The 23831-nt window shown below is 68.9% G+C and carries 24 protein-coding genes and 1 pseudogene; 9 read left to right on the forward strand and 16 right to left on the reverse strand.

Annotated features, from left to right (window positions below):
- Positions 1–43 precede the first annotated feature (43 nt).
- From ACFU9P_RS00320 to ACFU9P_RS00330, 3 genes are all read right to left on the reverse strand, one after another.
- Positions 44–988, reverse strand: a complete 945-nt coding sequence (locus ACFU9P_RS00320; RefSeq protein WP_384077882.1) for a helix-turn-helix domain-containing protein — start codon at positions 986–988, stop codon at positions 44–46.
- A gap of 320 nt (positions 989–1308) precedes the next feature.
- Positions 1309–1932 (reverse strand): TIGR04222 domain-containing membrane protein, encoded by a 624-nt coding sequence (locus ACFU9P_RS00325; RefSeq protein ID WP_384076557.1) that lies wholly within the window; start codon positions 1930–1932, stop codon positions 1309–1311.
- 127 nt (positions 1933–2059) lie between these two features.
- Entirely contained in the window at positions 2060–2266 is a 207-nt protein-coding gene (locus tag ACFU9P_RS00330; RefSeq protein ID WP_384076559.1) for a hypothetical protein, read from the reverse strand.
- A 138-nt stretch (positions 2267–2404) separates the two neighbouring features.
- Between ACFU9P_RS00330 and ACFU9P_RS00335 the strand changes: the two genes are divergently transcribed.
- The 4 genes from ACFU9P_RS00335 to ACFU9P_RS00350 all read left to right on the forward strand — a co-directional run bounded on the left by ACFU9P_RS00335 (position 2405) and on the right by ACFU9P_RS00350 (position 7288).
- A complete protein-coding gene (locus tag ACFU9P_RS00335; RefSeq protein WP_384076562.1) occupies positions 2405–3544 on the forward strand; it encodes a sensor histidine kinase in 1140 nt (379 codons plus the stop codon).
- Positions 3545–3554: 10 nt separating this feature from the next.
- Entirely contained in the window at positions 3555–4253 is a 699-nt protein-coding gene (locus ACFU9P_RS00340) for a response regulator (protein WP_384076565.1), read from the forward strand.
- A gap of 528 nt (positions 4254–4781) precedes the next feature.
- On the forward strand, positions 4782–6056 hold the full coding sequence (locus tag ACFU9P_RS00345) for a cytochrome P450 (protein ID WP_384076567.1): 1275 nt from the start codon (positions 4782–4784) through the stop codon (positions 6054–6056).
- A 350-nt stretch (positions 6057–6406) separates the two neighbouring features.
- Positions 6407–7288 carry a hypothetical protein gene (locus ACFU9P_RS00350; RefSeq protein ID WP_384076570.1) on the forward strand — a complete coding sequence of 294 codons (882 nt, stop codon included), beginning with the start codon at positions 6407–6409 and terminating at the stop codon, positions 7286–7288.
- Between the two features lie 321 nt (positions 7289–7609).
- Here the strand turns inward: ACFU9P_RS00350 and ACFU9P_RS00355 are convergent, their stop codons facing one another.
- From ACFU9P_RS00355 to ACFU9P_RS00400, 10 genes and pseudogenes are all read right to left on the reverse strand, one after another.
- The gene (locus ACFU9P_RS00355; protein WP_384076573.1) at positions 7610–7927 is read right to left on the reverse strand and encodes a metal-binding protein; all 318 of its coding nucleotides are present in this window, start codon (positions 7925–7927) and stop codon (positions 7610–7612) included.
- Positions 7924–8673, reverse strand: coding sequence for a 2OG-Fe(II) oxygenase (locus ACFU9P_RS00360; protein WP_384076576.1), 750 nt, complete (start codon positions 8671–8673; stop codon positions 7924–7926). The genes ACFU9P_RS00355 and ACFU9P_RS00360 overlap by 4 nt, the downstream gene beginning before the upstream one ends.
- 85 nt (positions 8674–8758) lie before the next feature.
- Positions 8759–9022: pseudogene (locus ACFU9P_RS00365) on the reverse strand (methylated-DNA--[protein]-cysteine S-methyltransferase); the annotation flags it as partial.
- A gap of 107 nt (positions 9023–9129) precedes the next feature.
- Positions 9130–9633 carry a methylated-DNA--[protein]-cysteine S-methyltransferase gene (locus tag ACFU9P_RS00370; RefSeq protein WP_384076579.1) on the reverse strand — a complete coding sequence of 168 codons (504 nt, stop codon included), beginning with the start codon at positions 9631–9633 and terminating at the stop codon, positions 9130–9132.
- 659 nt (positions 9634–10292) lie between these two features.
- Positions 10293–11084 (reverse strand): 2OG-Fe(II) oxygenase, encoded by a 792-nt coding sequence (locus ACFU9P_RS00375; protein ID WP_384076583.1) that lies wholly within the window; start codon positions 11082–11084, stop codon positions 10293–10295.
- A gap of 280 nt (positions 11085–11364) precedes the next feature.
- Positions 11365–11814 carry an ester cyclase gene (locus tag ACFU9P_RS00380; protein WP_376381020.1) on the reverse strand — a complete coding sequence of 150 codons (450 nt, stop codon included), beginning with the start codon at positions 11812–11814 and terminating at the stop codon, positions 11365–11367.
- Positions 11815–12294: 480 nt separating this feature from the next.
- Positions 12295–13344: an LLM class flavin-dependent oxidoreductase gene (locus ACFU9P_RS00385; protein ID WP_384076586.1), complete on the reverse strand. Its 1050-nt coding sequence runs from the start codon at positions 13342–13344 to the stop codon at positions 12295–12297.
- A 372-nt stretch (positions 13345–13716) separates the two neighbouring features.
- Positions 13717–14145, reverse strand: a complete 429-nt coding sequence (locus ACFU9P_RS00390) for a hypothetical protein (RefSeq protein WP_384076588.1) — start codon at positions 14143–14145, stop codon at positions 13717–13719.
- Between the two features lie 108 nt (positions 14146–14253).
- Complete coding sequence (locus ACFU9P_RS00395) at positions 14254–14379, reverse strand: hypothetical protein (protein WP_384076591.1); 126 nt, start codon at positions 14377–14379, stop codon at positions 14254–14256.
- Between the two features lie 76 nt (positions 14380–14455).
- Entirely contained in the window at positions 14456–15475 is a 1020-nt protein-coding gene (locus ACFU9P_RS00400) for an SMP-30/gluconolactonase/LRE family protein (protein WP_384076593.1), read from the reverse strand.
- Positions 15476–15794: 319 nt separating this feature from the next.
- Between ACFU9P_RS00400 and ACFU9P_RS00405 the strand changes: the two genes are divergently transcribed.
- Together ACFU9P_RS00405 and ACFU9P_RS00410 are read left to right on the forward strand one after the other, a co-directional pair.
- On the forward strand, positions 15795–17264 hold the full coding sequence (locus ACFU9P_RS00405) for an MFS transporter (RefSeq protein ID WP_384076596.1): 1470 nt from the start codon (positions 15795–15797) through the stop codon (positions 17262–17264).
- A 57-nt stretch (positions 17265–17321) separates the two neighbouring features.
- Positions 17322–18506, forward strand: coding sequence for a 4-hydroxybenzoate 3-monooxygenase (locus tag ACFU9P_RS00410; protein ID WP_384076599.1), 1185 nt, complete (start codon positions 17322–17324; stop codon positions 18504–18506).
- Positions 18507–18555: 49 nt separating this feature from the next.
- Here ACFU9P_RS00410 and ACFU9P_RS00415 read toward each other — a convergent pair whose 3' ends face one another.
- The 3 genes from ACFU9P_RS00415 to ACFU9P_RS00425 all read right to left on the reverse strand — a co-directional run bounded on the left by ACFU9P_RS00415 (position 18556) and on the right by ACFU9P_RS00425 (position 20075).
- On the reverse strand, positions 18556–18813 hold the full coding sequence (locus ACFU9P_RS00415) for a hypothetical protein (protein ID WP_384076601.1): 258 nt from the start codon (positions 18811–18813) through the stop codon (positions 18556–18558).
- A 179-nt stretch (positions 18814–18992) separates the two neighbouring features.
- On the reverse strand, positions 18993–19637 hold the full coding sequence (locus ACFU9P_RS00420) for an MMPL family transporter (RefSeq protein WP_384077883.1): 645 nt from the start codon (positions 19635–19637) through the stop codon (positions 18993–18995).
- 6 nt (positions 19638–19643) lie between these two features.
- Complete coding sequence (locus ACFU9P_RS00425; RefSeq protein WP_384076604.1) at positions 19644–20075, reverse strand: MMPL family transporter; 432 nt, start codon at positions 20073–20075, stop codon at positions 19644–19646.
- Positions 20076–20212: 137 nt separating this feature from the next.
- Between ACFU9P_RS00425 and ACFU9P_RS00430 the strand changes: the two genes are divergently transcribed.
- From ACFU9P_RS00430 to ACFU9P_RS00440, 3 genes are all read left to right on the forward strand, one after another.
- Positions 20213–21217 (forward strand): LacI family DNA-binding transcriptional regulator, encoded by a 1005-nt coding sequence (locus ACFU9P_RS00430; protein WP_376381043.1) that lies wholly within the window; start codon positions 20213–20215, stop codon positions 21215–21217.
- Positions 21218–21515: 298 nt separating this feature from the next.
- A complete protein-coding gene (locus tag ACFU9P_RS00435) occupies positions 21516–22853 on the forward strand; it encodes an ABC transporter substrate-binding protein (protein WP_384076607.1) in 1338 nt (445 codons plus the stop codon).
- A 7-nt stretch (positions 22854–22860) separates the two neighbouring features.
- Positions 22861–23808: a carbohydrate ABC transporter permease gene (locus tag ACFU9P_RS00440; protein WP_376381049.1), complete on the forward strand. Its 948-nt coding sequence runs from the start codon at positions 22861–22863 to the stop codon at positions 23806–23808.
- The last annotated feature ends 23 nt before the right edge of the window (positions 23809–23831 follow it).

The following is a 23831-nucleotide window of genomic DNA, read 5'->3' on the forward strand; positions in this document are numbered from 1 at the left end:
CGCACCCGCCGTACCCGTGGTCCAGCCCGCTTGTCACGTCCCGTCAGGCACCCGTGCCGCGCCGTCCGTCCAGGGCTTCGGACGGAGACGGAGCGACCTCGGAAAGACCGCGGTACTCGCTCGGCGACACGTCGTAGGCGGTACGGAAGGCGCAGGTGAAGTCCGCGGCGTTCGGGAAACCCCACCGCGCAGCGATGGACGCGATGGTCGACCGGCGCAGGGCCGGGTCGAGGATGTCGCGGCGGCACCGCTCCAGCCGCTGCTGCCGTACGAACGCCGCGACGCTCGTGCCGTGCTGCCGGAAGAGCCGGTGCAGGGTACGCAGGGAGACGTGATGGGCCGAGGCGATGTTGGACGGCTCGAGGTCGGCTTCGCCCAGCCGCTCCTGGACGAAGGCGCAGACACGCAGGAACAGCACGCGCCGACGGTCGTCGGGCGGGAGGTCCCGCTCGGCGTCGGCGTGGTGTGCCACGACCGCGCCGACCAGATCGAGCGCGGTTCCGGACAGTCGGACCCGGTCCGCGTGGGTGCAGCCGCCGCCGTCCTCGTCGAGCGCCATGAGGAACCGGGCAAGCAACCGCCCGACACCGGCATGTCCCGGCAGCGGCCGCGCGAGGAGACGGCCGGCCTGGCGGTCGGAGACCGGGAGCAATGCCCGCGGGAACTGCAGCAGGAGCGACGAGGAGACGGCCGATCCGTGCGTCACGGCGGCCTCGAAGGGGTGCGAACTGCTGTAGAGCACCAGGCTGCCGCGGGCGAGTTCGGCGGTGCGCCGACACTGCTCGATGCTCTGCTGCCCGGAGACGATCAGGGCGACCTGCAACAGCTCCGGGTCGGACTTCCTGATGAGAGACGGCGTACGCCGCGAAACCAGTGAGTTGTAGCTCATCGCCGAGAGCTGCACCGGTCCAAGCGACGTGGCCCGCAACTGTGCTGTGAAGTTCTCTGCCCCGGCGGGGAATCTGAACTCCGTCGCGACCAGTGCCAGCGCCGTCGTCTCCTCGGTAAGTCCGCTGTGTCAAACAGGCGATCCACCAACACTCCCCCGTACATGTCAAGTGGTCGGGAGAAATCGTGCCAAACGCGCGCGGAGGGCGACAGGACAATATTGGACTCGCCGACGAGCCAGCTTTTCAGTCCGGTAGCAGCGAACCGGCCTGGTGGACAGGGGAGTTGGCCGATCTCACTCGAAGCCTGCTCCAGGTATGGGCCGGCGCATCCGCATGCCGGGCGTGGTCTCGTCCTGGGTGTCGTCCGGTGGAGACCAGACGATGTCCTCGTCTTTGAGCTGGATGGATCCGTACGGGTTCAGTCCCCACCGCCACCGCCACCGCCACCGCCACCGCCACCGCCACCGCCACAGGAATGACCGGGGCCGCTGTGTGTGTCGGAGTCGTGGTGGGAATCGTGGTCGGAGTCGAGCGCTTTGCCCAGCCGGAGCATGGACTTGCCCAGCCCGGAGGGGAGTTCGGCTTCCCTGATCACGCGGCTCAGCCGCCGATCCGGGACGGCCGCGGGGCCCTCGAAGACGTACGCGGGAAGGACCCCTTCCCGTACGGCAGCCTCCAGGCTCCGCCGGCCCGCGTGGGTGAGGCGGCGGCGGTAGCGCGTGCGCAGACCGTATGCGACGAGCCGGCGTTCGATCTCTGCCGTCTCGGCGCCGCGTGCCACGTCGGCGAGTACGGAGGCCACGCTCCTGCTTACGGGGCAGAGCGCGACGAGGGCCTGTTCCACGGGATGCTCCGCCCCTCCCCCGGCCGGCCCGTCCGGGCTCTCCGCCGCGCGCACCCGCTGCCCGAGGACCGTGATGACGCCCCGCCCGCGCAGTCCTACAAGCGCGGTCTCCGCCACGCGCCTTGCCCCACCCGCGAGATGGGCGATGTCGTACCGGTCGAGTGTCGGCGTGGCCACCGTGGCTCGTCGCTGGAACATGGTCCCCATCGTTTATCCCCCCGGTTCTGCGGCTTCCCCTGTCAACAGTGTCGTTGGATTGTCGTCGGATTCGCCCCGGGCCAACCGGTACTTGCGGAGGCCGCATACGACAGGTCCTTCGCGGCATTTACTCCTTCGGGGCCCTCTGCACGGCGGTGCCCACTGCGATGCCCAGGACGATGAGCGCGATGCTGATGTAGATCTCGTAGCCGTCGACGTACAGGTGCCTCATGAAGCCCATGAGCGGGATCCATGTGCCGAAGGCCTCGTGGACGATGCCCTGCAGGCCGCCGATGATGAACGTGAAGCTGATGAAACCGAGAATGCCCTTCATGACCTGAACAGTAGAAACCCCTGTTCAGGGCCAGTATCGGTCATTGGTATACGGGGGTGGCGGGCTTGTAGTCCGAAAGTATCGACCCTGTGGCACGCAGGAGCCTGCCGGCTGCGCCGCAGACGTAGATTCGGCGCTATGCGCAATCGCCGCGACTGGTCCGTCGACATCGCCTTCTTCCTCTTCGCCGTGGTCTTCTCCGTGGTCACGGCGGACTCGGTGCACCTGGACGAGAGCATGTCCGGCGGCGAGCGGATCGCCGACCAGGTGGCCGGCGGGCTGGCCTGCGCATTGGTGTTCCTGCGGCGGCGGTGTCCGGTGCAGCTTGCCGTGGTGCTGATGCTGGCCGGGACGTATTTCCACCATCTGACCGGGGCAACGCTGGTGGCGCTGTTCACAGTTGCGGTGCATCGGCGACGGCGGGTCACCGCCTGGGTGGTGGCGGTCGCACTGGTGCAGTTCCTCGTGTTTCTGGCGCGGGGGCCGGATACGGCGTCCGAGGCGGCCAGTTCGGCCTTCACCTATTTCGCGCTGGTGGCGGGCACCATCGGGTGGGGGCTGTACGTACGCTCACGGCGGGCGCTGGTCGCGTCGCTGGAGGAACGCGCGGCCCGGGCAGCCGACGAGGCCCGGCGGCAGGCGCGGGAGGAGATCGCCCGGGAGATGCACGACGTCCTCGCCCACCGGCTGTCGTTGCTGAGCGTGCACGCGGGAGCGCTGGAGTTCAACCCGAGCGCCTCCGCGGCGGACATCCGGCACGCGGCCGAGGTGATCCGCGACAGCGCGCACCAGGCGTTGCAGGACCTGCGCGAGGTGATCGGTGTCCTGCGGGCGCCGACGGCGGGCCCGGACGGGGCCGAAGGGTGGCCGCAGCCGACGCTGGCGGACGTGGGGCGGCTGGTGGCGGAGTCCCGCGAGGCCGGGATGGGCGTCACGTACCAACAGGAGGCCAGGGATACGGACATGCTCCCCGCCGCCACCGGCCGAACCGCGTACCGCATCGTGCAGGAGGGCCTGACGAACGCCCGCAAGCACGCCCCCGACGCCGAGATCACGGTCGCCGTTTCGGGCCGGCCCGGAGAAGGACTGACAGTGGCCGTGACGAACCCGCTCCCGGGCAGCCCGGGAACAACGATCCCGGGTGCAAGGCAGGGCCTGATCGGGCTCGGCGAACGTGCCCAACTGGCCGGTGGGCGGCTGGAGCACGGCCCTCGGGGCGGCTCGTTCGTACTGCGCGCCTGGCTGCCCTGGGGCGGCACCAAGACGGTGGGCCGCTAACGTGACCGTCATGATCCGAGTACTCCTGGTCGACGACGACCCGCTGGTGCGTTCCGGGTTGCGGCTGATGCTCGGAGGCGCGCCGGATGTGAAGGTGGTCGCCGAGGCCACGGACGGGGCCGAAGTGGCGGCGCTGGTGGCCGAGCACTCCCCCGACATCGTGCTCATGGACATCCGGATGCCTGGCATGGACGGCCTCGCCGCCACCGAGGCGTTGCGCGCCCGCCCCTCCCCAAGCTCCCCGAGAAGCCCCGTACCGGAGATACCCCGTCCCCCCGAGGTGCTGGTGCTGACCACGTTCAACACGGACGAGCACGTGCTGCGAGCCTTGCGCGCGGGCGCCGCCGGCTTCCTGTTGAAGGACACCCCGCCCCAGGAGATCGTAGCGGCGGTACGGAAGGTGGTGGCGGGTGAGCCGGTGCTCTCACCTGCGGTGACACAGCAACTGATCGCACAGGTAGCGGAGGGAACGAGCGGGCGCGAAACCCGGGCCGAGCGGGCTCGGGCGCAACTGGCGCTGCTCGGCGACCGGGAGCGGGAAGTGGCGGTCACGGTGGGGCAGGGCAAGACCAACGCGGAAATTGCGGCAGAGCTCTACATGTCAGTACCGACCGTCAAGACGCATGTCTCGCGCATCCTGGCCAAGCTGGACCTCAACAACCGCGTGCAGATCGCCCTCGTGGTGTACGACGCGGGCGCGGCACGCTAAGCACGGCTCGGGGCAGTGGCCCGTGGCACAACGGCCACCCCTACGCGCAACACGCGGCCCGGTTTCGGCAGCGGCGGCGGCATCGGCATCATCACCGCCTGCCGCTACGTCACCGAAGCCATCGGGCTCCTGGCCGCGCTCCCCCACGCTTGCTCAAGCCGTCGGAGCCGCGTCCATGAAGCGTATCCGCGAACCTCCCGGCCATACATATCCACCAACCCCAACCGCCCTGCCGTACACCTCACCTGACTCGACATCACCTGATGTCACAGCATCCGGCGAAGGCTCAGGACGCGATATTGCCCGGTGCAAGAGACCGTGGCACGATCGAAAAACTATTCGCCCTGATGGCAGTGAGGTGTTCATGAAACGGACACGACGCCTGGTGGCTCACCTGGTGGGCCGCAAGCGGGTCAGCGGACGCTACATCTACTGGCCCTACCACGCTCGGTAGCCCGACCCGCTCAGTGGAGAACGCCGATCGCAGGATCCCTCACGAGGGGTCCTGCGATTCACCGGGGAGGGCACATGGCGCACCGCGAGAAGCTCAGATGGCCGCCCGGCCCGCGCGGGCACTGGCTGAGGGGCAACACCCGCGAGTACGAGGCGGACCGGATCGGCTTCCTGCGCCGCTGCCACCGAGAGTACGGTGACGTCTTCTCCTACGACGAGCACACGCTGTTCGTGATCGACCCGGAACTCACCCACGACGCGCTCGCCCGCACCGGCGACGCTTTTGTGACCGAGCTGGCGCCCTTCGACATGCGACGGGATCTCGACCAGGCCACCGCACACGCCACGTCCTGGATGTCCGAACGCCGGGCCGCGTGGCCGGGGCTCAACCGGACGGCGGCAGCCACGACCGACGACCTGACCGTCGCGATCCTCGACGCGGTCATCGCCGACGGGGCCGGCCGTGATGTCGACGTACTCACCACGATGCGGACGCTCACCGCCCGGACGATCGCCGAGTACTGCTTCGGCGCGGACTCCGCCGGCATCCCCGATCTGCTCCACGAGACCGTACGCGCCACCCAGCCCTTCGCGGAGTCGTCCCGTGAGTTCCCGGCGTGGCTGCCGCTCCCCCGCCACCGCCGCTTCTTCCATACCTACCGGCGCCTGACCGAAACGCTGACCGGCCTGGTACGGGAGCGGCGCGCGGCGCAGTCCGACGCGCCCCGGAACGACCTGCTCGGCTTCCTCCTCGCCGCCGAACCGGCCCCGTCCGTCGACACCGTGGTGTCGACGCTGCACAGCGTCCTCATGGGCGGCCACGGCGTCCCCGCCGCCGCCCTCACCTCCGTCGTGTGGGAACTCGCCCGCCGCCCCCGGCTCGTGGACGACCTCCGCGACGAGGCGGACGGTCCGGCGGACGGCGGCACCCCGCTGGCAGAGGCCGTGGTCCGGGAGACGCTCCGGCTGTATCCGCCCGCGTGGCTGATGACCCGTACCGCCAGTACGGCGACCACCCTGGGCGGCTGGTCGCTGAGCCCCGGTGACGACGTACTGCTCAATCCCTATCTGATCCACCGGGACCCCCGGTGGTGGCCGCGACCGGACGAGTTCGACCCCACCCGGTGGCTGGACGGACGATCGGCTCCCGGACCGGCCTACCTCCCGTTCGGTGCCGGACCACGGGTGTGCCTGGGCTCGGCGCTGACGATGCGGCAGCTGACGCTGACCACCTCCCGGCTGGCACACCGCTTCACCATCGAATCACCGAACGCCGCGTCGGTGACACCGGAGTTCGTCGACCGGCTGGCCCCCGCAAACCTCAGAGCCCGCTTCCTGCCGACTGGGTAGCGTAGCCGTAACTGTCGCAGGTACGCCGAGCCGTGGCCGTCGCCCACTCCGCCTCTTCCACGGCCTTCTCCCCGAAACGCCAGGAGCCGCGATTACCGGCCTGGCAGGACGAGGGAGCCGAGACAGGACGAGGAAGCCGAGATCTGCGGCATGCCGGGCGGCAGCCAACCCACCACCGCAGCCCGGCGGCGGCCGGAGTTCCGTGCCACTGTACGGGCGGGATTGCGTCAGTGCCGTCCGAAGCGGCACCGAAGTCACCTCCGTCGTACGAGTATTCCCCTGATGCCCGGGGCGACCGACCGGGCCCCTCAACCGAGGGCTTCTCACACCCAGACAGACAGGAATTGCGCATGTTCCGACTCGGACGCCTGCGCGTCCTCTCCGCGTCCGTGGCCGGCCTCGCGGCCATCGCGACCCTGGGCACCGGCACCGGTATCGCCCGGGCCCAGGACGAGGCCACGGCGGTCAAGCAGGTCAAGCGTGTCCACAACGCCATGCAGATAGCCGATCCGTCCGCTCCCGACAGCTTCTGCACGATCGGCGCGGTGGGCACGGACGATTACGGGCGGGCGATCGCCGTCTCGGCGGGCCACTGCGGGGGCGGTCCGAACGCCGATCGCGAGATCCACGAGAACAGCTACCCCGTCTACGACCGGCAGGACTTCGCGTTCGGCCCGATCGGGTACGTACGGTACTTCAAGAGCCCCGAAGGCTCGATGACAGGACACCCGACCAAGGACTACATGATCATTGAGCTGGTCCCGGAGGTCACGCTCTCCTCGCAGGGGCCGACCCTGAAACAGACCGGGCAGGTGGAGGTCCCAGGCGGGCAGCCCAGCCCGAACGCCATCAGCCCCGCGCGCGCCGACGAGCGTCTGCTGGGTGCCGGTCTCTTCGACAACAACGAGCTTGTGGTCTCCGGCCAGTTGGGCGTCTGGTACGGCCGCATCACGAACAACTCGAACGGCATCTACCAGTCCCACGCCCCTCACAGGGCCGGAGACTCCGGCGGCCCGACGATCTGGCACGTACCGGGCACCCCCTACCCGTCCGAGGCCAACGGCTTCCAGGCGGAGGGTCCCTGGGCCGGCATCACCAAGGCACTCATCCTCGGCTTCCCGCCCTACGTCTACACCAGCTCGGCCAACATCCTCGCCGACCTGCGCGCCCGCGACGCCGCCGACCCCGCCGACGTCTACGGCGCGGGCTTCGAGGTCACCGCCAACCCCTGACCCGGCCGACGCCCACAACCCGCGGCCTGGGTCGGCCTGCTGACCGTCGGCCGTAAGCCGACCGCTCTTCGCGTGGTCCTGCCCCGGGGACCCGGCCCCGACCGCCGGGCGGTCCGGGCCCTGCGGATGCTGAGGGCCGACCCCGCCGCCTTCGGCGCGGTCACCGGCGCGCCTAAGTTCGCGGCGGACCCGCGGCTGTCGACAAGCACTGGCGCCCGGCGCTCGACTGGAAGCACCGGGACAGCCCGACCGCGCCGGACCTGCTGAGGGTCGTCCGCGAGATCGCCCCGCTGATCGACCGGCAGAAGGACCCCCGCATCCTCACCCGGGGCTCCGCCGGGTGGCGAGGCTCTCCCGGGTGGCCTTCCAGCGGGCGTACGTGGCGGGAAGGCACACGGCGCAGGGCCGATAACCGGCTGCGACGGCGGTGGGCTCGTCGGGGAAGAACACCCGGTGCTTGACGTAGTGGCCGCGGGCGATGGCCCGCAGCGCGGAGGGGCAGTCCAGCCGCCCGTACAAGCGCCCGCGGCGGTGTCCGCCGAGCGTGCCCGGCACGAGGCTCCGGTAGGGCTGTCCGTCCGGTCCCAGCAGTGTGCGGGTGCGCTCGGGGGCGTTGGCGGCGGGGACGGCGGGGGTCATGCGGCGTCGTGGAAGACAAGGCCGAGGGTGTGGCGGCGGCCGGAGCGGACGGTGCTCACGCCGTGCCGCATCGGACCGTTCGACCAGCCGCGCCTGGTCGCCACCGGCCGGTCGCGGGTGGTGAAGATGAGGCCGTGGCCCTGCGGGAGGGTCGTGGCCGAGCCACGGGACTGCGCGCGGGGCCGCTGCTCGGTCATCAGGAACTCCCCGCCCGTGAAGTCCACACCAGGCGCGTCGAGGCCGATGACGACCTGGAGCGGGAAGAGCATGTCGCCGAACACGTCCCGGTGCAGGGCGTTCCAGTCGCCGGGACCGTAGCGCAGCAGGATCTGAGCGGACTTGTCCTGCCCCGCCTCGTGGCACAGGTGAAGCCACTGCTCCAGACTGTCCGGCCAGGGTGCGGGCTTGCCGAGCCTGGCCGCCCACTCCCGGGCAACGGGCAGCAGGCGGGGGTAGAACGCCTCCCGCAGCTCCCGTACGAGGCCGGGCAGGTCGTGGGTGAAGTAGCGGTACTGGCCGGAGCCGAAGCGGTGGCGGGCCATGTCCACGGTGGTACGGAAACGGTCGGGCTGGTCGTAGAGAGCGGCGGTCTCGCGGCATTCGGCGGGGGTGAGGAGCCGCCCGGTCAGGGCACTGCCGTACTCGTCGAGTTCGTCGGCCAGGGCTGCCCAGTCACTGCGGGCGACCCGGTCGGCGACCGGGCCCGCGAGCCGGGTGGTCTCGGTCTCGGTCTCGGTCTCGGTCATGAGGATGATCCCTTGGTTCGGTGGTGGGGGCACCTCGGCACCGCTGCCGCGGGAGAACGCGATGCGGGACCGGGGTGACGGTTTGTCAGGCGGCCTGGTGGACGTCTTCTTCCAGGTCCAGGAGCTGCTGCTTGCGCTCCAGGCCGTCGGCGCAGCCGGTCAGCCGGCCGCCGGAGCCGATCACGCGGTGGCAGGGGCGTACGACCAGCGGCAGGCTCGCGCCGACCGCCGCGCCCACGGCCCGTACGGCGGCCTTCGGAGCGCCGATCTTGTCGGTGATGTCGCCGGAGGTGAGGGTGGTGCCGTACGGAACCGCCTCCAGGACCGTCCACACCTGCTGCTGGAAGTCCAAGCTGATGTCTTCGCCATCCACTCTGCGGCTGTATCACTCGTCTTGCCTGGCGGGATTCGGACGCGGCTCGGCTCTGCTCTGAACCGGCCGCACCGGGCCCGGCGTTACATCAGGGTCGGTTGCAGGGCGCCTTCGCGGGTGAGGAGCTGGACCTTGCGTTCGACGCCCCCGGCGTAGCCGCGCATCGTGCCGTCCGCGCCGATCACGCGGTGGCAGGGGCGTACCAGCAGCAGCGGGTTCGCGCCGACCGCCGCGCCCAGGGCCTGGATCCGCTCGCGCGGCAGCCCGAGCTGTTCGGCCAGGGCGCCGTACGTGGTGGTGGCGCCGTAGGGGATCTCCTCGATCGCGTTCCAGACCCGCCGCTGGAAGTCGGTACCGGCCGGGGTGAACTCGATGGTGAACTCGGTGAGTTCGCCCGCGAAGTATGCCGTGAGCTGGCGGGCGACATCCGCGAACGGCTCTGCGTCCTGCCGCCAGTCCGGCCGGACGGACGGAGCGTTCTTCTGACCGGGCATGGACAGCGAGGTGAGGGTGATCCCCTCCTCGGTCTCCTCGCCTACGAAGAGCAGCTCGCCCAGCGGGCTGGTGATCGTCGTGCAGGCGGTCATCGTCGCCTCCTTGTCGTCGCAATGCTTTCCACTGTCGACTTTGCCGTCCGCCGGGCAGGCGTGCTGGCGGCATTCGGACATCACGCTGCTGGGGGGGCGCAGCGCCGGTCGGCAGCCGTGCCGTAACTAAGCACGCGTGGCCGTGCCCGGCTGAGCACGCCGCCCGGCCCGCGAAGCCGGGGACGACGGCCCGGCCGCAGTCCGGCCGACATCCCGGAGTGCTCAGTCGCCCGCGTTCCAGAAATGGCGCACGGCGTAAGTGCACCGGGCCGTCGGCCCTCGGCGTCGACCGGCTCGGCGCCCGCGCGGCACCTGTCGGCCTGGACGGCTACGTCCCCGTTCACCAGGACATCGGGATCCCTGAGGGCCCGCATCCGCATGCAGCTGGCCGCTCGAAGCCGGAAGTGGCCGGCCGTAAACCGGTCACCAGGGCGTTGCCGAGTTTCCGCCGTGCGGCCCCGGAAACCTGGCGGCCCAGGACCGCGCGGATGGCCAGCTCGTACGGGTCGGCGGCCCCGGGGCGCGCAGTCCGGGCCGCCGCTCGACCAGCGACACAGGCGCCGGGGCGCTGCCGGGGCGCTCGGTGACCACGTACGGGTCGGCAACCAGCCGCCCGGACACGTTCGGCAAGCTTGACGGGCGAACAGCAGCGATTCGGCTCAGCGGGCATTGTGGAAGATGACACCAAGAGTGTTGCGGTGTCCGCTCTCAACGGCGCCCGTACCGTGACGCATGGGATGGCGGCGGAACCCGTTCCCGCCACGGACCGGACGATGCCGCACAGGGAAGATCATTCCCTGGCCGAGCCGGGGCTTGACGACGATCGCGCGGGACTGGGACCGGGGCCGCTGCTCGACGAAGATGTTCTCGCCGCCCGTGAAGTCCTCGCCGGGCTGGTTGAGCATGATGGCGATCTGCAACGGGAACACGATGTCGCCGTAGACGTCCTGGTGCAGACACGCGTAGTCACCCGCACCGTACTTGAGGATCAACGGGGTGGAGCGGTGCTGACCGTTGTCCGCGCACTCGGCCAGCAGTTCCGCCAGCGTGGCGGGGAAGGTACGCTCATTGAGCTGCGGCGCCCACTGGTTGGCCATCCACGCCATCGGCGGATACAACCGCTCCCGCAGAGTCTGGATCAGCGCAACGGAAGCCGGGTCGGCGTAGTACTTGTAGGTGCCACGCCCGAACTGGTAGCGCTGCATGACAACGGTGGAGCGGAACAGGCCTGGCTGGTCGAACGTGTCGATGATCTCCTCGCACTGGGCGCGGGACAGCAGCGGCGGGGTCAGCGCCACGCCCTCCTCGTTCAACTGGGCATACAGGTCAGCCCAGTTGAGTTCGCTGAGCGCCGGCAGATCCCGTGCGGCGGGGATGCGCGGGGCGGCACCAGCCGGTGCCGGTGCGGCGGGGGAAAACAGGGAGCTGGAAACGGGTACGGACTGGTTCATGGAAGGTCTTTCGAAGATCGTCATGGGGATCACGGCGGGCCGGCCGGACCGCCATGACGATGGCGGCCCGACCGGGCCGGCTGCGCAGTCGGGACCACTGAGGCCCCAGCCGGGACGACCAGTGGCCCGGCCCCGGCAGCGACGCCGCGCTCAGGAGCGAGGCCGCGACCGAGGCCGTTTGCAGGTCACCACATGCGCCGTCGACGACGGTCGTGTCGCGCAGCCCGAGGGGGCTGCCCGGCCTGGTTCGGCGGTGTGCCGGGCAGCCGCGCGGCAAGGGTCAGGCGGGGACGACGAGGCCGAGCTGCTTGAGGACGGTAACGCCGTCGTCGAGGCCGATCTCCTCGGTGATCCGGCCGTTCTCCACCTTGAGGACGGTGGTACCGGTGAAGCGCATGGTCTTGCCGGTGTTGGCAGGCAGGGAGCCGACGGGCATGTCGTCGAACGCCTCGCCGGTCTGGGTGCCTCCGCCGATCCACTGGCCGACGACGTAGTCGCCCTCCGCGATCAGATCGGCAGTGCCGGAGAAAGCGAGATCGGGGAACGCCGCCCGGAACTTCTCCGCGAAGGCGCGCACGGCGTCGCGTCCCCGGCAGGGGGCGTGCAGGGAGTACTCGAACCGGATGTCCGGTGCGGCGAGTTCGTCAATCACAGCCGGATTGAAGTCCGGGCCCCAGAACTCGGTGAACCAACGTCCGACGACGGCCTTGTTCTCTTCGATCGACATCATGCGCTCCTTGCGTCCGAGAGGTTGGATTACGCGGGAACCTGTCCACAAGCGCTCCTTGGCAACGGTGGCTTCTGCATGCCACTCGGCATGGAAGTCCCAGCCACCGCTTCCTGTTGTCACAGGTCAGCCCGCTACGTGTTCCATCATTGCCACCCACAAACGTGGACGCTGGCGGCATCCGGACATCGCGTTCACGACGGTGGAAAGCAGCTCTCCCGGTCAATGGGTCGACGGCAGATGCGCCCGCGCGGCGCCAGCTGTATGGACCAGCCACGGCATGTCTGACCGGTTCGCAGCCAGATGCCTGCCCGGTCCCTGTCGGATCCCTGCCGGATACGTGAACGTCTGGACGCCGAACTTCCCGGCAACCGCCCCGCCTTCCCCCGGCCTCCGTCACCGGGAATGACCGGGCGTTGTCGACGTCCGGTCCGCCGCCCGATGTCGAAGACGGGGAGGCAGGCAGGGCACGGGCTGCACGGATCAGGCGAAGGCAGGCATGATCTTGTCGTGGATCAGGCGGAGCTGGGTGTCCACATCGGCTGCGCCCGCGAGGTCGCGGCCCGTGAAGGCCTTGACGAGGCTGCGGTCGGTGATGGCGCAGATCATGTGATTGACGCCGCTGGGGGCGATCTCCCGCTGGATCTTCTCCAGACACTCCTCGGGAGTCCCCGCGATGGAAAGACGCTCGGCGATCCCGGGCGTGGTCAACTCGATGCCACGGGCAAGGTCACCTGCGGCAATGGCGTCGATGACCGGTTTCAGCTCGCCCGGATCGACCCCGTTGCGGCGCAACTGCTCCTCGGGCATCGAAGAGGCATAGATACCCACCATGCTGCGGGCCGCGTCCTTGGCTGCCGCGGAGTCGGGTCCGGTGGCGAAAACGACCCAGGCACCTATGTCCAGTGACCGCCAGTCCTTCCCCGCCCGCTCGGCTCCGGCCCGGATATGCCGTACCGCGTATTCGTACGCCTCACGTGTGTAGCTCAGCGCGTGGTGGCAGCCGTCGGACAACTCACCCGCTGCCTCGAAGGACTTGGGCCCGCGCATCGCCCCGAGCTTGAGCGGCACACGCTCCTGGACAGGGCGGGCGAAGGTGAACAGCCCGTCGTAGGTGAAGAACTCGCCGTCGTACGAGATGGCTCCCTCGTCCAGCAGCGTACGCACCACATGCAGCGCTTCCCTGACCCGGGACAACGGCCGTGCGCGGGCCCACTCGATGCCGTACTGAGCCAGCAGCCCGAAGTTCCCGCTCGACAGCACACCTTCCGCCCGCCCACCGGACAACTCGTCAAGTGTCGCCAGAGCCTGGGCGATCAGAGTGGGCTCCCGGAGCGTTACGGGCGACACGCTCGGGCCAAGACGGATGCGGCTGGTCTGGCCGGCGGCCGCGGCGAAGAGCAGCCACAGGTCCTTGTGCCAGGTCTCATCGGCGGCATAACAGGCGTGAAAGCCGAGTTCATCGGCAAGCCTGATCGAGGCCAGTGACTCCTGGAGCGGATAGTCGGGGAGCATCGCATAGCTGAATTTCACGGGCGCCGCCTTCCGAAGCGAGAACGGGCGGTATGGACCGCCGGGCCGGTGACCTCTCCCGAGAGTGTGGACGCTGACGCTCAACTGTCCAGTGCTGCAACACAGTTGGTGTCCAGAACGACTGTCTCCTTAGCGGCGGACCACACAGGGGCGCGCCTCGCGCCGTACGCCGCTGACATCCCAAGGCCGGGGCACAGGGGAAGACCGAGGCATACGGGGTGTTGCCGGGGTGGTCACGCGCCACTGGTCGCGTCGTCCCGCGACACCGCCCCCTGCGACCCGACGCAGTACCTCACGTTGTCGGTTCCGGCGCCGGGCCCATCCCGCTCTTCCGCGGGTGATCCCGCAGAAGAGCTGGTGGTTGGTGGCTCATCAGGGACGGTCGTACTCAATGCACTTGAGCGGTTCGGCGTTCCCGTCATCAAGACAGACGAGGACCGACGCGGCCCCGCCGGGGACATCGGCAGGAACCGGGAAATCGATCGGCTTCACCCCGTCGCACAGAGTGCTGGTGCTCTGGGCATCCAGCGGGACGCCGGCAATGTCGTACGTACCGACCCACACCCTGCGGCAGCCACTGCTGGCGATGGCGCGGTACGTTCCCGTGATACCGACCGACCGGTTGTACCAGGTCAGCGTGCCACGCACGTAGGTGGCCCCGAACGTGACATCGACGTCTCTGGTCGGATACGCAACGGCAGCGACCGGTTCCGCCGCGGCGGCCGGCGTGGTGAGCGCCGCGGACATGGCGAAGCCCGCTGCGGCGGCGAGGGCGAGGGCAGAACGACGCGATAACGGCATGAGGATCCCCCTTGGTTGCGAACGTGCGGATACCACCGCCCAGTACAACAGCCGACGACGAGGAACACAGCCGTTGCGCCGAAACGCGCAAATGCCAAAGCCTGTCGATCAGTAGCAGACGCCCTGGCAATCGCTGCCGCGCCCGCTAAAGAGCAGCCCGAGGCGGTCATTGACGCACCGGACCAGCTCGCCGACGTTGTAGGTGCTGGTGCCGTAGATGTGATGGTCCGTCATAGTGCATCAGACCCTATTCCTGCCACATGTCCCCTGCCCATCCGGGAAACAGCCCGCCCCGCCATGCGGAGGCCGGTCAGGCGCGGACTCGCTCCACCGACACCACGTCGTAGTCCGTCTCCGGTGTCGGTGCTTCGACGTCGAAGCGGGCGTTGGGGAGATAGATACGGTCGCCGTAGACCGCGGCCGTCGTCGGGACGCGGAAGTGCTCCGGGTCAGTGATACGGGTGACCGCGGTGCCCCTCGTACCGGCGTTGTCGAGCCGCAGGACGTCGATGGCGTTCTGGCGTTGCTGCACGACGTAGAGGAGACGGCCGAGGAGGAGCAGGCCGTCGCCGTTGGGCAGGAGAGTTGGGCCGATGTCCACCTTGCGCGCCACCCCGGTACGGGGATCGACCCGCATCAGGCTCCCCCCGCCGGCGAAGTCGTTGGCCACCAGCAGCGCCCGGCCGTCCGGCGTCGCGGTGATGCCGTTCGCGGTGATGACCGTCCCCTGGACCCAGTCACCCGACAGCGGAACAGTGATGACCCAGTCCCCCGGCTCGCCCCGTCGGCCGAGAGGCAGTTTGTAGAGCTGCGGTTCGAACGAGTCGGTGAACCAGGCGGCATCAGGTGTCAGGAACACATCGTTGATCAACGACAGGTCCGTGCCCACGGTGAAGCTCTTCGTGATGCTGCCCGTACGGAGGTCGGCGACCCGGATCTCGCCGCTCGCCCCGCCGCACAGGAACAGCCGCCCCCAGGCGTCGATCTTGAGCCCGGTGACGGGGTGTTCGGGACCGAGCCCCTTCACCACCACCCGGCCCCTGCCGGTCGCGAGACTCGCGCGGTACACATCGCCGTACGCGATCGATCCGAAATAGGCGTACGGCGCCGAACCGATGGTGATGCCCTCGGGCCGGAAACCGTCCGGCAGCGGAAACCCGGTCGGCCACCGCCTCCCCTCGGATCCCTCGGATCCCTCGGATCCCTCGGATCCCGCGGCGGCCGCCGAACCACCCAGCGGCCCCACAAGCGCCGCGCCACCAACAGCGGCACCGGCAACGGCTCCGAGCAAACTCCGGCGCGCAAAAGAACGTGCGAAGGAACGATGCATAACGAGCGTCCTCCCAAGGATTCGGTACACGTCCCTGACACCCCACCACACATCCAGGCCGCATACACGGATTGACCGGAACACACCCGCCACCGCGGCCGAGATCTTGGCCGGGCTTCACTGCCGCGAGGCAGGGACCACGGAGATCGCGGCCCCCGCCGCCCCTGCCGGCACATGCGTCCAGGCGCGCCCGGGACCGTCCGACGCGAGGCTGCCGGGACCGTTGACGCGTCCTCGGGGCGGTGGCACCATCCCCCCGCCCAGCATGGCGAAGAAAAGTTCACATGACGAACGAGCTTCAAAGGAAGGGGCTTTCGCGATGCAGCCGCAGACAACCGGTGCGGGATCGAGCGGACCGGCCGGCGACGGAGAACGGCGGGGCTGGCGGCCGTACCACACACTCTGGGCCGTGCTGCTCGGCGGCTGGCTCTTCAGTTATGCCGACCGCGCCATCACCGGCCCGGTGGTGACCTGGCTGATCAACAACGACATCGGCCTGATCGGCGGGTCCAGCCATCCGCACGCGCTCGGCGGGCTCATCGGCAGCCTTTTCTTCGCCGGCTACATGCTCACCCAGTACCCCGGCGGCTACCTCGGCGACCGGTACGGCCACCGTGCGATGCTTGCGATATCCCTGGTCTGGGCGGGCGTGACAACCGTGGTGACCGGCCTGGTCACCGGTCTGATCGTGTTTGTGGCGCTGCGCGTGCTGACCGGGCTCGGCGAGGGCGTCTTCTACTCCAACGACCGCACCCTGATCGCCAAGCACTCGCCACCGGGGAAGGTCAGTCTCGGCATGGGCGTGGTCATCACCGGTCTCTCGCTCGGCCTGACCGTCGCCACGATCGGTGCCCCGTACCTCCTCGACTGGGGCGTGGACGCCTTCGGGAAGGAGGACGGCTGGCGGATGCCCTTCCTAGTCCTCGGCGGTGCCACCCTGGTCTTCGGCTTCGTCATGGTGCCGTATCTGCGCCGTCTCGGCGGGCCGCTGAAGGCGGGCGGCCCCACCCTGCGGCTGCTGGGCATATCGGCGCTCTTCTGCGCCGCCGTCATGGCGGTCTACCTCGTGGCCGACAGCGCGGGGATGCCGGCCTGGGGCGTGGCCGTCGCCGAGACCGTGCTCGCGCTGCTGCTCGTCGGTGTCATCTTCGCCCGGCGCGGCGGGCAGGCCGGTTCGATCGTCCGCAACCGGGACGCGATGCTGCTGAGCATCGCCGCCGTCGCCATCCTGTGGAACCTGTGGTTCTTCAGCTTCTGGTCGGTCTCGATCGTCGCCGACGTCGCCCACAGCTCGTTCGCGCAGGCGGCGCTGGTCGCCACCTTCAACGCCGGAGCGGGCGTTCTCGGCTTTCCCGCCGGCGGACTGCTCTCCGACCGGGCGAAGAAGCGGGGCTGGGGGCGCAGGCCCATGCTGGTCTGGTTCACCCTGATCCAGGGGGTGCTGGTGCTGGCCTTCGGGGCCTATCTGAACGTCGCGGGGAAGCCTTCGCTGGTGGTCATGTCGGTGATGCTCTTCACCGCAAGCCTGTTCTTCAACGCCCTGCAGCCCATGGCTCACGCACTTCTCGCCGAAGTCGTCGAGGAGCACCAGCGGGGCGCGGCTTTCGGCATGTGGAACCTGATCGGCGAGATCGGCGCGGTCATCAGTCCGGCACTCGGCGGCGCGCTCTTCGACGCGTACGGTACGTGGGTGGGTGCCATCTACATCGACGGCGGCCTGATGATCGCCAGTGCGGTGATCTACCTGTACGTACGAGAGCAGCGGACGCCATCACTCGCCCCGGCCTGACGCACCGCAAAGAAGCCTGACCAACACAAGAGGAAGACAAGAGGAAAAGGAGCGCTGATGCGCACCACCGTCGGCATTGTCGGTGCCGGGCCCGCCGGACTGCTGCTCGCGAGGCTGTTGCACAACGCGGGCGTCGACAGCGTCGTCCTGGAGCGCCGCGACCGCGCGTACGTCGAGCAACGGCAGCGCGCCGGCATCCTCGAACAGGCCACCGCGGACGCCCTCCGCGCCGCCGGGGCGGGGGAACGGATGGACCGCGAGGGCATGCCCCACCACGGCATCGAGCTGCGCTTCGGCCGCCGCGCGCACCGCGTCGACTTCCCGTCCCTCACCGGCGGGCGCGGTGTGATGGTGTATGCCCAGACCGAGGTCGTGAAAGACCTCATAGCTCTCCAACTCGCCGACGGCGGCCCGCTGTTGTTCAACACCGAGGTGACCTCCGTCGAGGGCGCCGGCAGCGACAGCCCGACGGTCCGGTATCTGCACGAAGGCCGCGAACGGACACTGATCTGCGACTACGTCATCGGCTGCGACGGCTTCCACGGTGTGAGCCGCCATGCGGTCCCCGCATCCGTGCGAACCACGTACGAACGGACGTATCCCTACTCCTGGCTCGGCATTCTGGCCGAAGCGGCGCCCGTGTACGAGGAGTTGGTCTACGCCCACTCGGCGCACGGCTTCGCGCTCGCCAGCATGCGGTCGGCGTCGGTGAGCCGGCTCTACCTCCAAGTGCCCAACGGCACCGATCCCGAGGACTGGTCCGACGAGCGGATCTGGGACGAACTCGACGCGCGGTTCGCGACGGACATTGACCCCGGCTGGAAACTGGAGCGGGGGCCGGTGACGTCGAAGGCGGTGCTGCCGATGCGCAGCCGTGTGACCGAACCCATGCGCCACGGCCGGGTCTTCCTGGCGGGCGACGCGGCCCATATCGTCCCGCCGACCGGGGCGAAGGGGCTGAACCTGGCCGCCGCCGATGTGATCGTGCTGGCCCGTGCACTGATCGAGTGGCGGCGAACGGGCCAGGCCGAGCTGCTGGACGCGTACTCCGACACCTGCCTGCGGCGGGTGTGGCGGGCGGAGCACTTCTCGTACTTCATGACGACGACGCTGCATGCCGATCCGGCCCAGTCGGCGTTCGAGACGCGGTTGCAGCTGTCGCAGTTGGAGCGGTTGGCGACGTCACGGCATGCGGCGGCCGAACTGGCCGAGAACTACACGGGGTTGCCGCTGCCCGACTGAGAGAGCCGGGTTCGGGTACGGTCCCACCGCTGTGATCGGCGTGTTGGCGTCAGGAGCGTTTCAGTTCGGTGGGGTTGCCCCGCAGTGTGACCCGTACGCCGCTGTTGGTCACCTGGACCGACGTCATGGACATACCGAGCGGGTACGCCTTCTGCCGGGAGCCGTTGGGCAGTCGCTCCTCGATGGTCTGTCTGTACTGGTCGGGCGCCGGCCGGCCGAAGACGTTCACCGCGTCCAGGGCGAAGGTCAGACGACCGGCGTCTATCGTGGGTCTGAGGCTGACCTCCGCGACCCCGCCCGGCCCCATCTGGAGTGTGAGTGTGCCCGTGCCGGGGTCGGGCCGGACCCCGGCGACCTGGACCTTGCCCTGGCCGACCTGCTGCGCTATCGCACTGGCCGGTACGTCGATCTCGGCCCGTACGCTGCCCGATCACGGCAGTGGCGCACGCGAGCAGCACGGCCATGAGGGGTTTGTTCTTGCGGAGCCTACGGAACCGGCTCGAAGGCTGCGGCCGAGGCGACCACAACGCCGTAGGCGGCGGCGATCGACAGCATGTTGAGAACGGTGGCGCAGATCGCGATCACAACACTGCGGAAGACCAGAAGCAGCAGGAGAAACGCAGCGGCGACGACCACAGCGATGATGAGCGGCAGGCGTTTCACGACAATGTCGGTGAAGGCGATCTGCCCAGCCGTCGTACCGGTGACATACGCCTGCGCGCCATCGCTTTCCACGGTCCTGGGCAGCACGGTGTCCTGGAGGGTGTGGGCCAGTTCGGCAGTGGCATCGTCCTGAGGACCTGTATTCGGTGTGACACTGACGGTGAAGAGCGCGTTGTCGGGGCTGGTGACGGCGGGGCCCACGGAGGCGACGTTGCCGGTGTCGGCGATGACGTCCCGTACGGAGCCGGCGAGCACTTGGCGGTCGCCGAACGTGGACGTCTGCTTCTGGTCGAGTGCGACCACAACGGTGAGGGGCCCGTTGGAGCCGGGGCCGAATCCGTCTGTCATCAGGTCGTAGGCACGGCGGCTGGTGGTCTGCGCGGGATCGTTGCCCGGGTCCAGGTGTCCGAGATCGATCGACGCGACGGGGATACCGAGGATCCCCAGCAGCAGGACGCCGGCCAGCAGGCATGCTCAGGGACGCCGTTCGACGTTCGCGGCCCAGCGGGCCCAGATGTCGTCCTGCGCGTCAGGTTCGTCGACGGGGGTACGGATGTGCCACTTGTCGATCTTCGTACCGACGACACCGAGGAGAGCGGGCGCGAGGGTGAGGGACGCACCGGCCGCGACCATGACGGTGACGGCCGCGGCCGCACCGAGCGTGCCGATGAACACAATGCCCGACGCGTAGAGACCGGCCAGAGCGATGGCCACGGTTACGGCGGCCACGATGACGGCCCGGCCGCTGGTCGAGACGGTCCTGCCGAGCGCGGTGGCCGCGTCCGGGCTGTCGTGCAGGAGTTTGCGGCAGCGGGTGGTCAGGAACAGCGCGTAGTCGAGCCCCACTCCCAGCCCCATCATGGTGGCGAGCGTCGGGGAGGCGGCGCCGAAAGTGACTTCGCACACGCCACACGTTGATGCGCCGAAGGCCGTTGTGACGTACGACGGCTGCCGACCGTAGTCCACGGACCGTCCAGGCCGCCACCGCTGGCATACTCGGCCCTGCGGGCACACGGGTGCCCGCCGGCAGCGGGAGGTACGCGATGGTGTCGTCGTCGGGGACGGAACCCCGGAGGGTCACGATCCATGACGTCGCCCGGTCCGCCGGGGTGTCCCGTCAGACCGTGTCACGGGCGCTCAACGACAAGGACGAGATCGACGGGTCCACCAAACAGCGCGTGCTCGACGCCGCCCGCGAGCTGGGCTACCGGCCGAGCCGGTTCGCCCGCGGGCTGGTCCGGCAGGACACCACCACCATCGGCCTGGTGATCCCTGACCTGCTCAACCCGTTCTTCACCGAGGTCGCCGCGGCCGCGCTGGAGGCGGCCCGGGCCCGCGGCTGGCACGTCGTCGTATACGACACCGCGGACAGGGCCGAGGAGGAACTCGGCACACTGCAGGTGATCGCCTCGCAGGTGGACGCGGTCGTCGGTTACTTCCGCTGCTCCGAGGACGATCTCGAACGGTTCACCCGTGGCGCCCCGGTGGTGCTCATCGGCCGCGAACACCACACGGCACGGTTCAGCTCGATCCGGATCGACGGCGAGGAGGGCGTCCACGCCGCGGTCGCGCACCTGGTGGCGCGGGGGCACAGCCGGATCGGGATGCTCGACCACGACGGCCGCGCCGAGCCGAGCGTCCGGCGCGAGTGGTTCACCACGGCCGCGGCGGCTTACGGGATCGACTCGGGCATGGTGGTCGGCGCGGACCAGTCGGCCGACGGCGGCGGAGCGGCGCTCAGGACCTTGCTCACCGCCCACCCCGATGTCACCGCGGTCTTCACCTTCAACGACATCATCGCGATCGGCGCCCTGCGCGAGGCGCGCCGGCTCGGCAGGAGCGTCCCGCGGGATCTCGCCGTGATCGGCTTCGACGGACTGCAGCTCGGCACCCTCGTCGAGCCCCCGCTCTCCAGTGTCGCCCTCGACACGCGGAAGCTCGGCGCGCTCGCCATCGACCAGGTCGGGCGCCTGCTGACCGGGGTGAATCCGCTCGGGGCCGACGGTCTCGTCGTACGGGCCGAACTGCGGCTGGGTGGCTCCGCTTAACCTGCCGGACTCGTGCGCGACCGAAAGTCTTGACACTCGGCCGCACCGGAGCGCAGACTTCCGACCAATTCGCAAAGGCCCCGTGAGCGCTCCCGTGAACGTTCACGTGAACGCTCACGGGCATCAAGTACACGCATCAAGTACACATGGAATACATGGTCCCCTGCCCGCCGCGGCGCTCGGCGCTGAACCGACACCGTTGCGTCCTTGTCCATTCCAACCAGAAGGCATCCCCGCCTGAGGTGTCAACGTCGACCCGTCTAGCGCCCGTCGCTAGTCGTCCTCTGGAACGGAAGATATGAGCAGCACAGTCACGCGCATCCGCCTAGCCGCCGTCGCCGCGGCAGCCAGTATCGCCGTACTCGCCGGGTGCTCGTCGCCCGCTCCGTCGGGTGCCGACGCGTCCGAGGCCCCCTGTGCGCCCGCGAAGGGCAAGGTCACACTCCAGTACTGGAACACCGTTCCGGGCATGGACCAGGTCATCGCCCTGTGGAACAAGAAGAACCCGGACATCCAGGTCGAGATGAAGAACATCTCCAACGACCAGTACGGCACCATCGGCAACGCCCTCAAGGCGGGCAAGGCTCCGGACCTCGCCCAGGTCGGTTACGACGAACTCCCCAACCTGCGCACCCAGAACGCCTTCGTGGACGCCTCGGCCTGCTCGGAGGCCACCGCGGCCAAGTCGAAGTTCGTGCCGTGGACCTGGTCGCAGACCAGCTTCGGCGACACCGGCGTGTTCGCCTTCCCGCAGGACACCGGCCCGATGGCCCTCTATGTGCGCGGCGACATCTTCAAGCAGCACGGCCTCACGATCCCGAAGACCTGGGACGAGTACGCGGCGGACGCGCAGAAGCTGCACAGCGCGGACCCCAGTCTCACCATCACGTCCTTCGACCCGAACAACGCCGAGTGGTTCAACGGACTCCTCTGGCAGAACAACGCCGAGATGTACGCGTACTCCGGCGACAAGTGGCATGTCACCGTGGCGTCCGACCAGAGCAAGCAGGTCGCCGAGTACTGGCAGAAGCTGATCGACGCCAAGCTCGTCCGTACCGACCTCGCCCATGGTTCGACCCAGATGTACGCCGCGTACCAGAAGAACCAGCTCGCCACCTACGTCGGCGCCGCCTGGGGCTACAGCATGTTCCGCGACAACCTGCCCGACCAGGCCGGCAAGTGGACGATCGTCCCGATGCCGACATGGGGTTCGAGCGCCGCGTCCGGCGACTGGGGCGGCTCCACCGTCGCGTTCATGAAGGGCAGCACGCATCTGTACGAGTCGGTCAAGTTCAACTCCTGGCTGAACACCGACCCGGAGGCCCTCGCGCTGGAGAACAAGCTGGGCGGGCTCTACCCGGCAGCCACCACCGGTGCGAAGCTTCCCGCGCTCTCGCAGGGCGTCCCGTACTACAACAACCAGAAGATCTTCGACGTGTTCGCGGACTCGTCCAAGAACATCGACACCAGCTTCACCTGGGGTCCCACCCAGAAGACGGTGAACCTGGCGCTTCAGGACGCGATGGCCAAGGCAACGGCCGGCAGTGGCACACTCACCGACGCGCTCTCGGCCGCCCAGGCAGCCGCGCTGAAGTCGATGAATGATCAGGCGATCCCGGCTGTGGCGGGCAAGTGACCGCAGCATGACCGATATCGCAACCCGCGCGACCCACGTGGTGGCGAAGCCCGGGGGCCGCCGTCGTCACAACGGCGGCGGCCCCCGGGCGGGCACCATCGCCGCGTTCCTGACCCCGTTCTTTCTCCCGTTCGTGCTGTTCTACCTGGTGCCGATCGCCTACGCGATCTGGGAGAGCTTCCGCGTCGTGCGCCGCACGGGCGGGCAGTACGGCACCTCGTACACGACCTTCGGCGGTTTCGAGCAGTACGTGCAGGTCTTCCAGAACACCGAGTTCTGGGCCAGCATCGGGCGGATCGGACTGTTCGGCATCGTGCAGGTGCCGGTCATGCTGTTCGTCGCGCTGGCCATGGCGCTGCTGCTCGACACTCCCCTGCTGAAGCTCAAGCCGTTCTTCCGTATCGCGGCGTTCATGCCGTACGCCGTGCCCGGTGTCATCGCCGCGATCATGTGGTCGTACCTCTACTCCCCGCAGCTCAGCCCGGTTGTCGACCTGCTGAAAGGCATCGGCCTCCAGCCCGACTTCCTCGGCCCGGGCGCTGTGCTGTGGTCGGCCGCGAATGTCTCCACCTGGCTCTGGACCGGCTACAACATGCTGATCATGTTCTCGGCGCTCCAGTCGATCCCGGAGGAACTCTACGAGGCCGCCAAGCTCGACGGTGCGAGCAACTGGACGATCGCGTGGCAGATCAAAGTCCCGATCATCGCTCCGTCGATCATCCTCACCACGGTGTTCTCGATCATCGGCACACTGCAGCTCTACGCCGAGCCGGCCGTGCTGCGCCAGATCTCCTCGAACATCTCCAGCACATTCACACCGAACATGCTCGCGTACGCGGTGGCTTCCGGGAACAACTACCAGCAGGCAGCGGCGATCTCCGTGGTCATCGCGGTCATCACCTTCGTCTTGAGCTTCGGGTTCATGCGACTCACCTCGAAGAAGGCGGGACTGTGAGCAACCAGCCCCTGATCCGTGAA

This window comes from Streptomyces sp. NPDC057617 (genome assembly GCF_042800555.1).
GTDB lineage: Bacteria > Actinomycetota > Actinomycetes > Streptomycetales > Streptomycetaceae > Streptomyces.

Bases quoted from the DNA above. Each gene is read 5' to 3' on its own strand.
- ACFU9P_RS00440 (WP_376381049.1), top strand. From the start codon at position 22,861: ATGACCGATATCGCAACCCGCGCGACCCACGTGGTGGCGAAGCCCGGG.
- ACFU9P_RS00370 (WP_384076579.1), bottom strand. From the start codon at position 9,633: ATGACCGCCTGCACGACGATCACCAGCCCGCTGGGCGAGCTGCTCTTC.
- ACFU9P_RS00360 (WP_384076576.1), bottom strand. From the start codon at position 8,673: ATGACCGAGACCGAGACCGAGACCGAGACCACCCGGCTCGCGGGCCCG.
- ACFU9P_RS00415 (WP_384076601.1), bottom strand. From the start codon at position 18,813: ATGGGGCCGGGCGGGGTCGCGGAGGTCAGCCTCAGACCCACGATAGAC.
- ACFU9P_RS00335 (WP_384076562.1), top strand. From the start codon at position 2,405: ATGCGCAATCGCCGCGACTGGTCCGTCGACATCGCCTTCTTCCTCTTC.
- ACFU9P_RS00390 (WP_384076588.1), bottom strand. From the start codon at position 14,145: ATGCCGTTATCGCGTCGTTCTGCCCTCGCCCTCGCCGCCGCAGCGGGC.
- ACFU9P_RS00400 (WP_384076593.1), bottom strand. From the start codon at position 15,475: ATGCATCGTTCCTTCGCACGTTCTTTTGCGCGCCGGAGTTTGCTCGGA.
- ACFU9P_RS00325 (WP_384076557.1), bottom strand. From the start codon at position 1,932: ATGTTCCAGCGACGAGCCACGGTGGCCACGCCGACACTCGACCGGTAC.
- ACFU9P_RS00355 (WP_384076573.1), bottom strand. From the start codon at position 7,927: ATGACCCCCGCCGTCCCCGCCGCCAACGCCCCCGAGCGCACCCGCACA.
- ACFU9P_RS00375 (WP_384076583.1), bottom strand. From the start codon at position 11,084: ATGAACCAGTCCGTACCCGTTTCCAGCTCCCTGTTTTCCCCCGCCGCA.
- ACFU9P_RS00340 (WP_384076565.1), top strand. From the start codon at position 3,555: ATGATCCGAGTACTCCTGGTCGACGACGACCCGCTGGTGCGTTCCGGG.
- ACFU9P_RS00395 (WP_384076591.1), bottom strand. From the start codon at position 14,379: ATGACGGACCATCACATCTACGGCACCAGCACCTACAACGTCGGCGAG.
- ACFU9P_RS00380 (WP_376381020.1), bottom strand. From the start codon at position 11,814: ATGATGTCGATCGAAGAGAACAAGGCCGTCGTCGGACGTTGGTTCACC.
- ACFU9P_RS00345 (WP_384076567.1), top strand. From the start codon at position 4,782: ATGGCGCACCGCGAGAAGCTCAGATGGCCGCCCGGCCCGCGCGGGCAC.
- ACFU9P_RS00435 (WP_384076607.1), top strand. From the start codon at position 21,516: ATGAGCAGCACAGTCACGCGCATCCGCCTAGCCGCCGTCGCCGCGGCA.
- ACFU9P_RS00430 (WP_376381043.1), top strand. From the start codon at position 20,213: ATGGTGTCGTCGTCGGGGACGGAACCCCGGAGGGTCACGATCCATGAC.
- ACFU9P_RS00405 (WP_384076596.1), top strand. From the start codon at position 15,795: ATGCAGCCGCAGACAACCGGTGCGGGATCGAGCGGACCGGCCGGCGAC.
- ACFU9P_RS00350 (WP_384076570.1), top strand. From the start codon at position 6,407: ATGTTCCGACTCGGACGCCTGCGCGTCCTCTCCGCGTCCGTGGCCGGC.
- ACFU9P_RS00330 (WP_384076559.1), bottom strand. From the start codon at position 2,266: ATGAAGGGCATTCTCGGTTTCATCAGCTTCACGTTCATCATCGGCGGC.
- ACFU9P_RS00410 (WP_384076599.1), top strand. From the start codon at position 17,322: ATGCGCACCACCGTCGGCATTGTCGGTGCCGGGCCCGCCGGACTGCTG.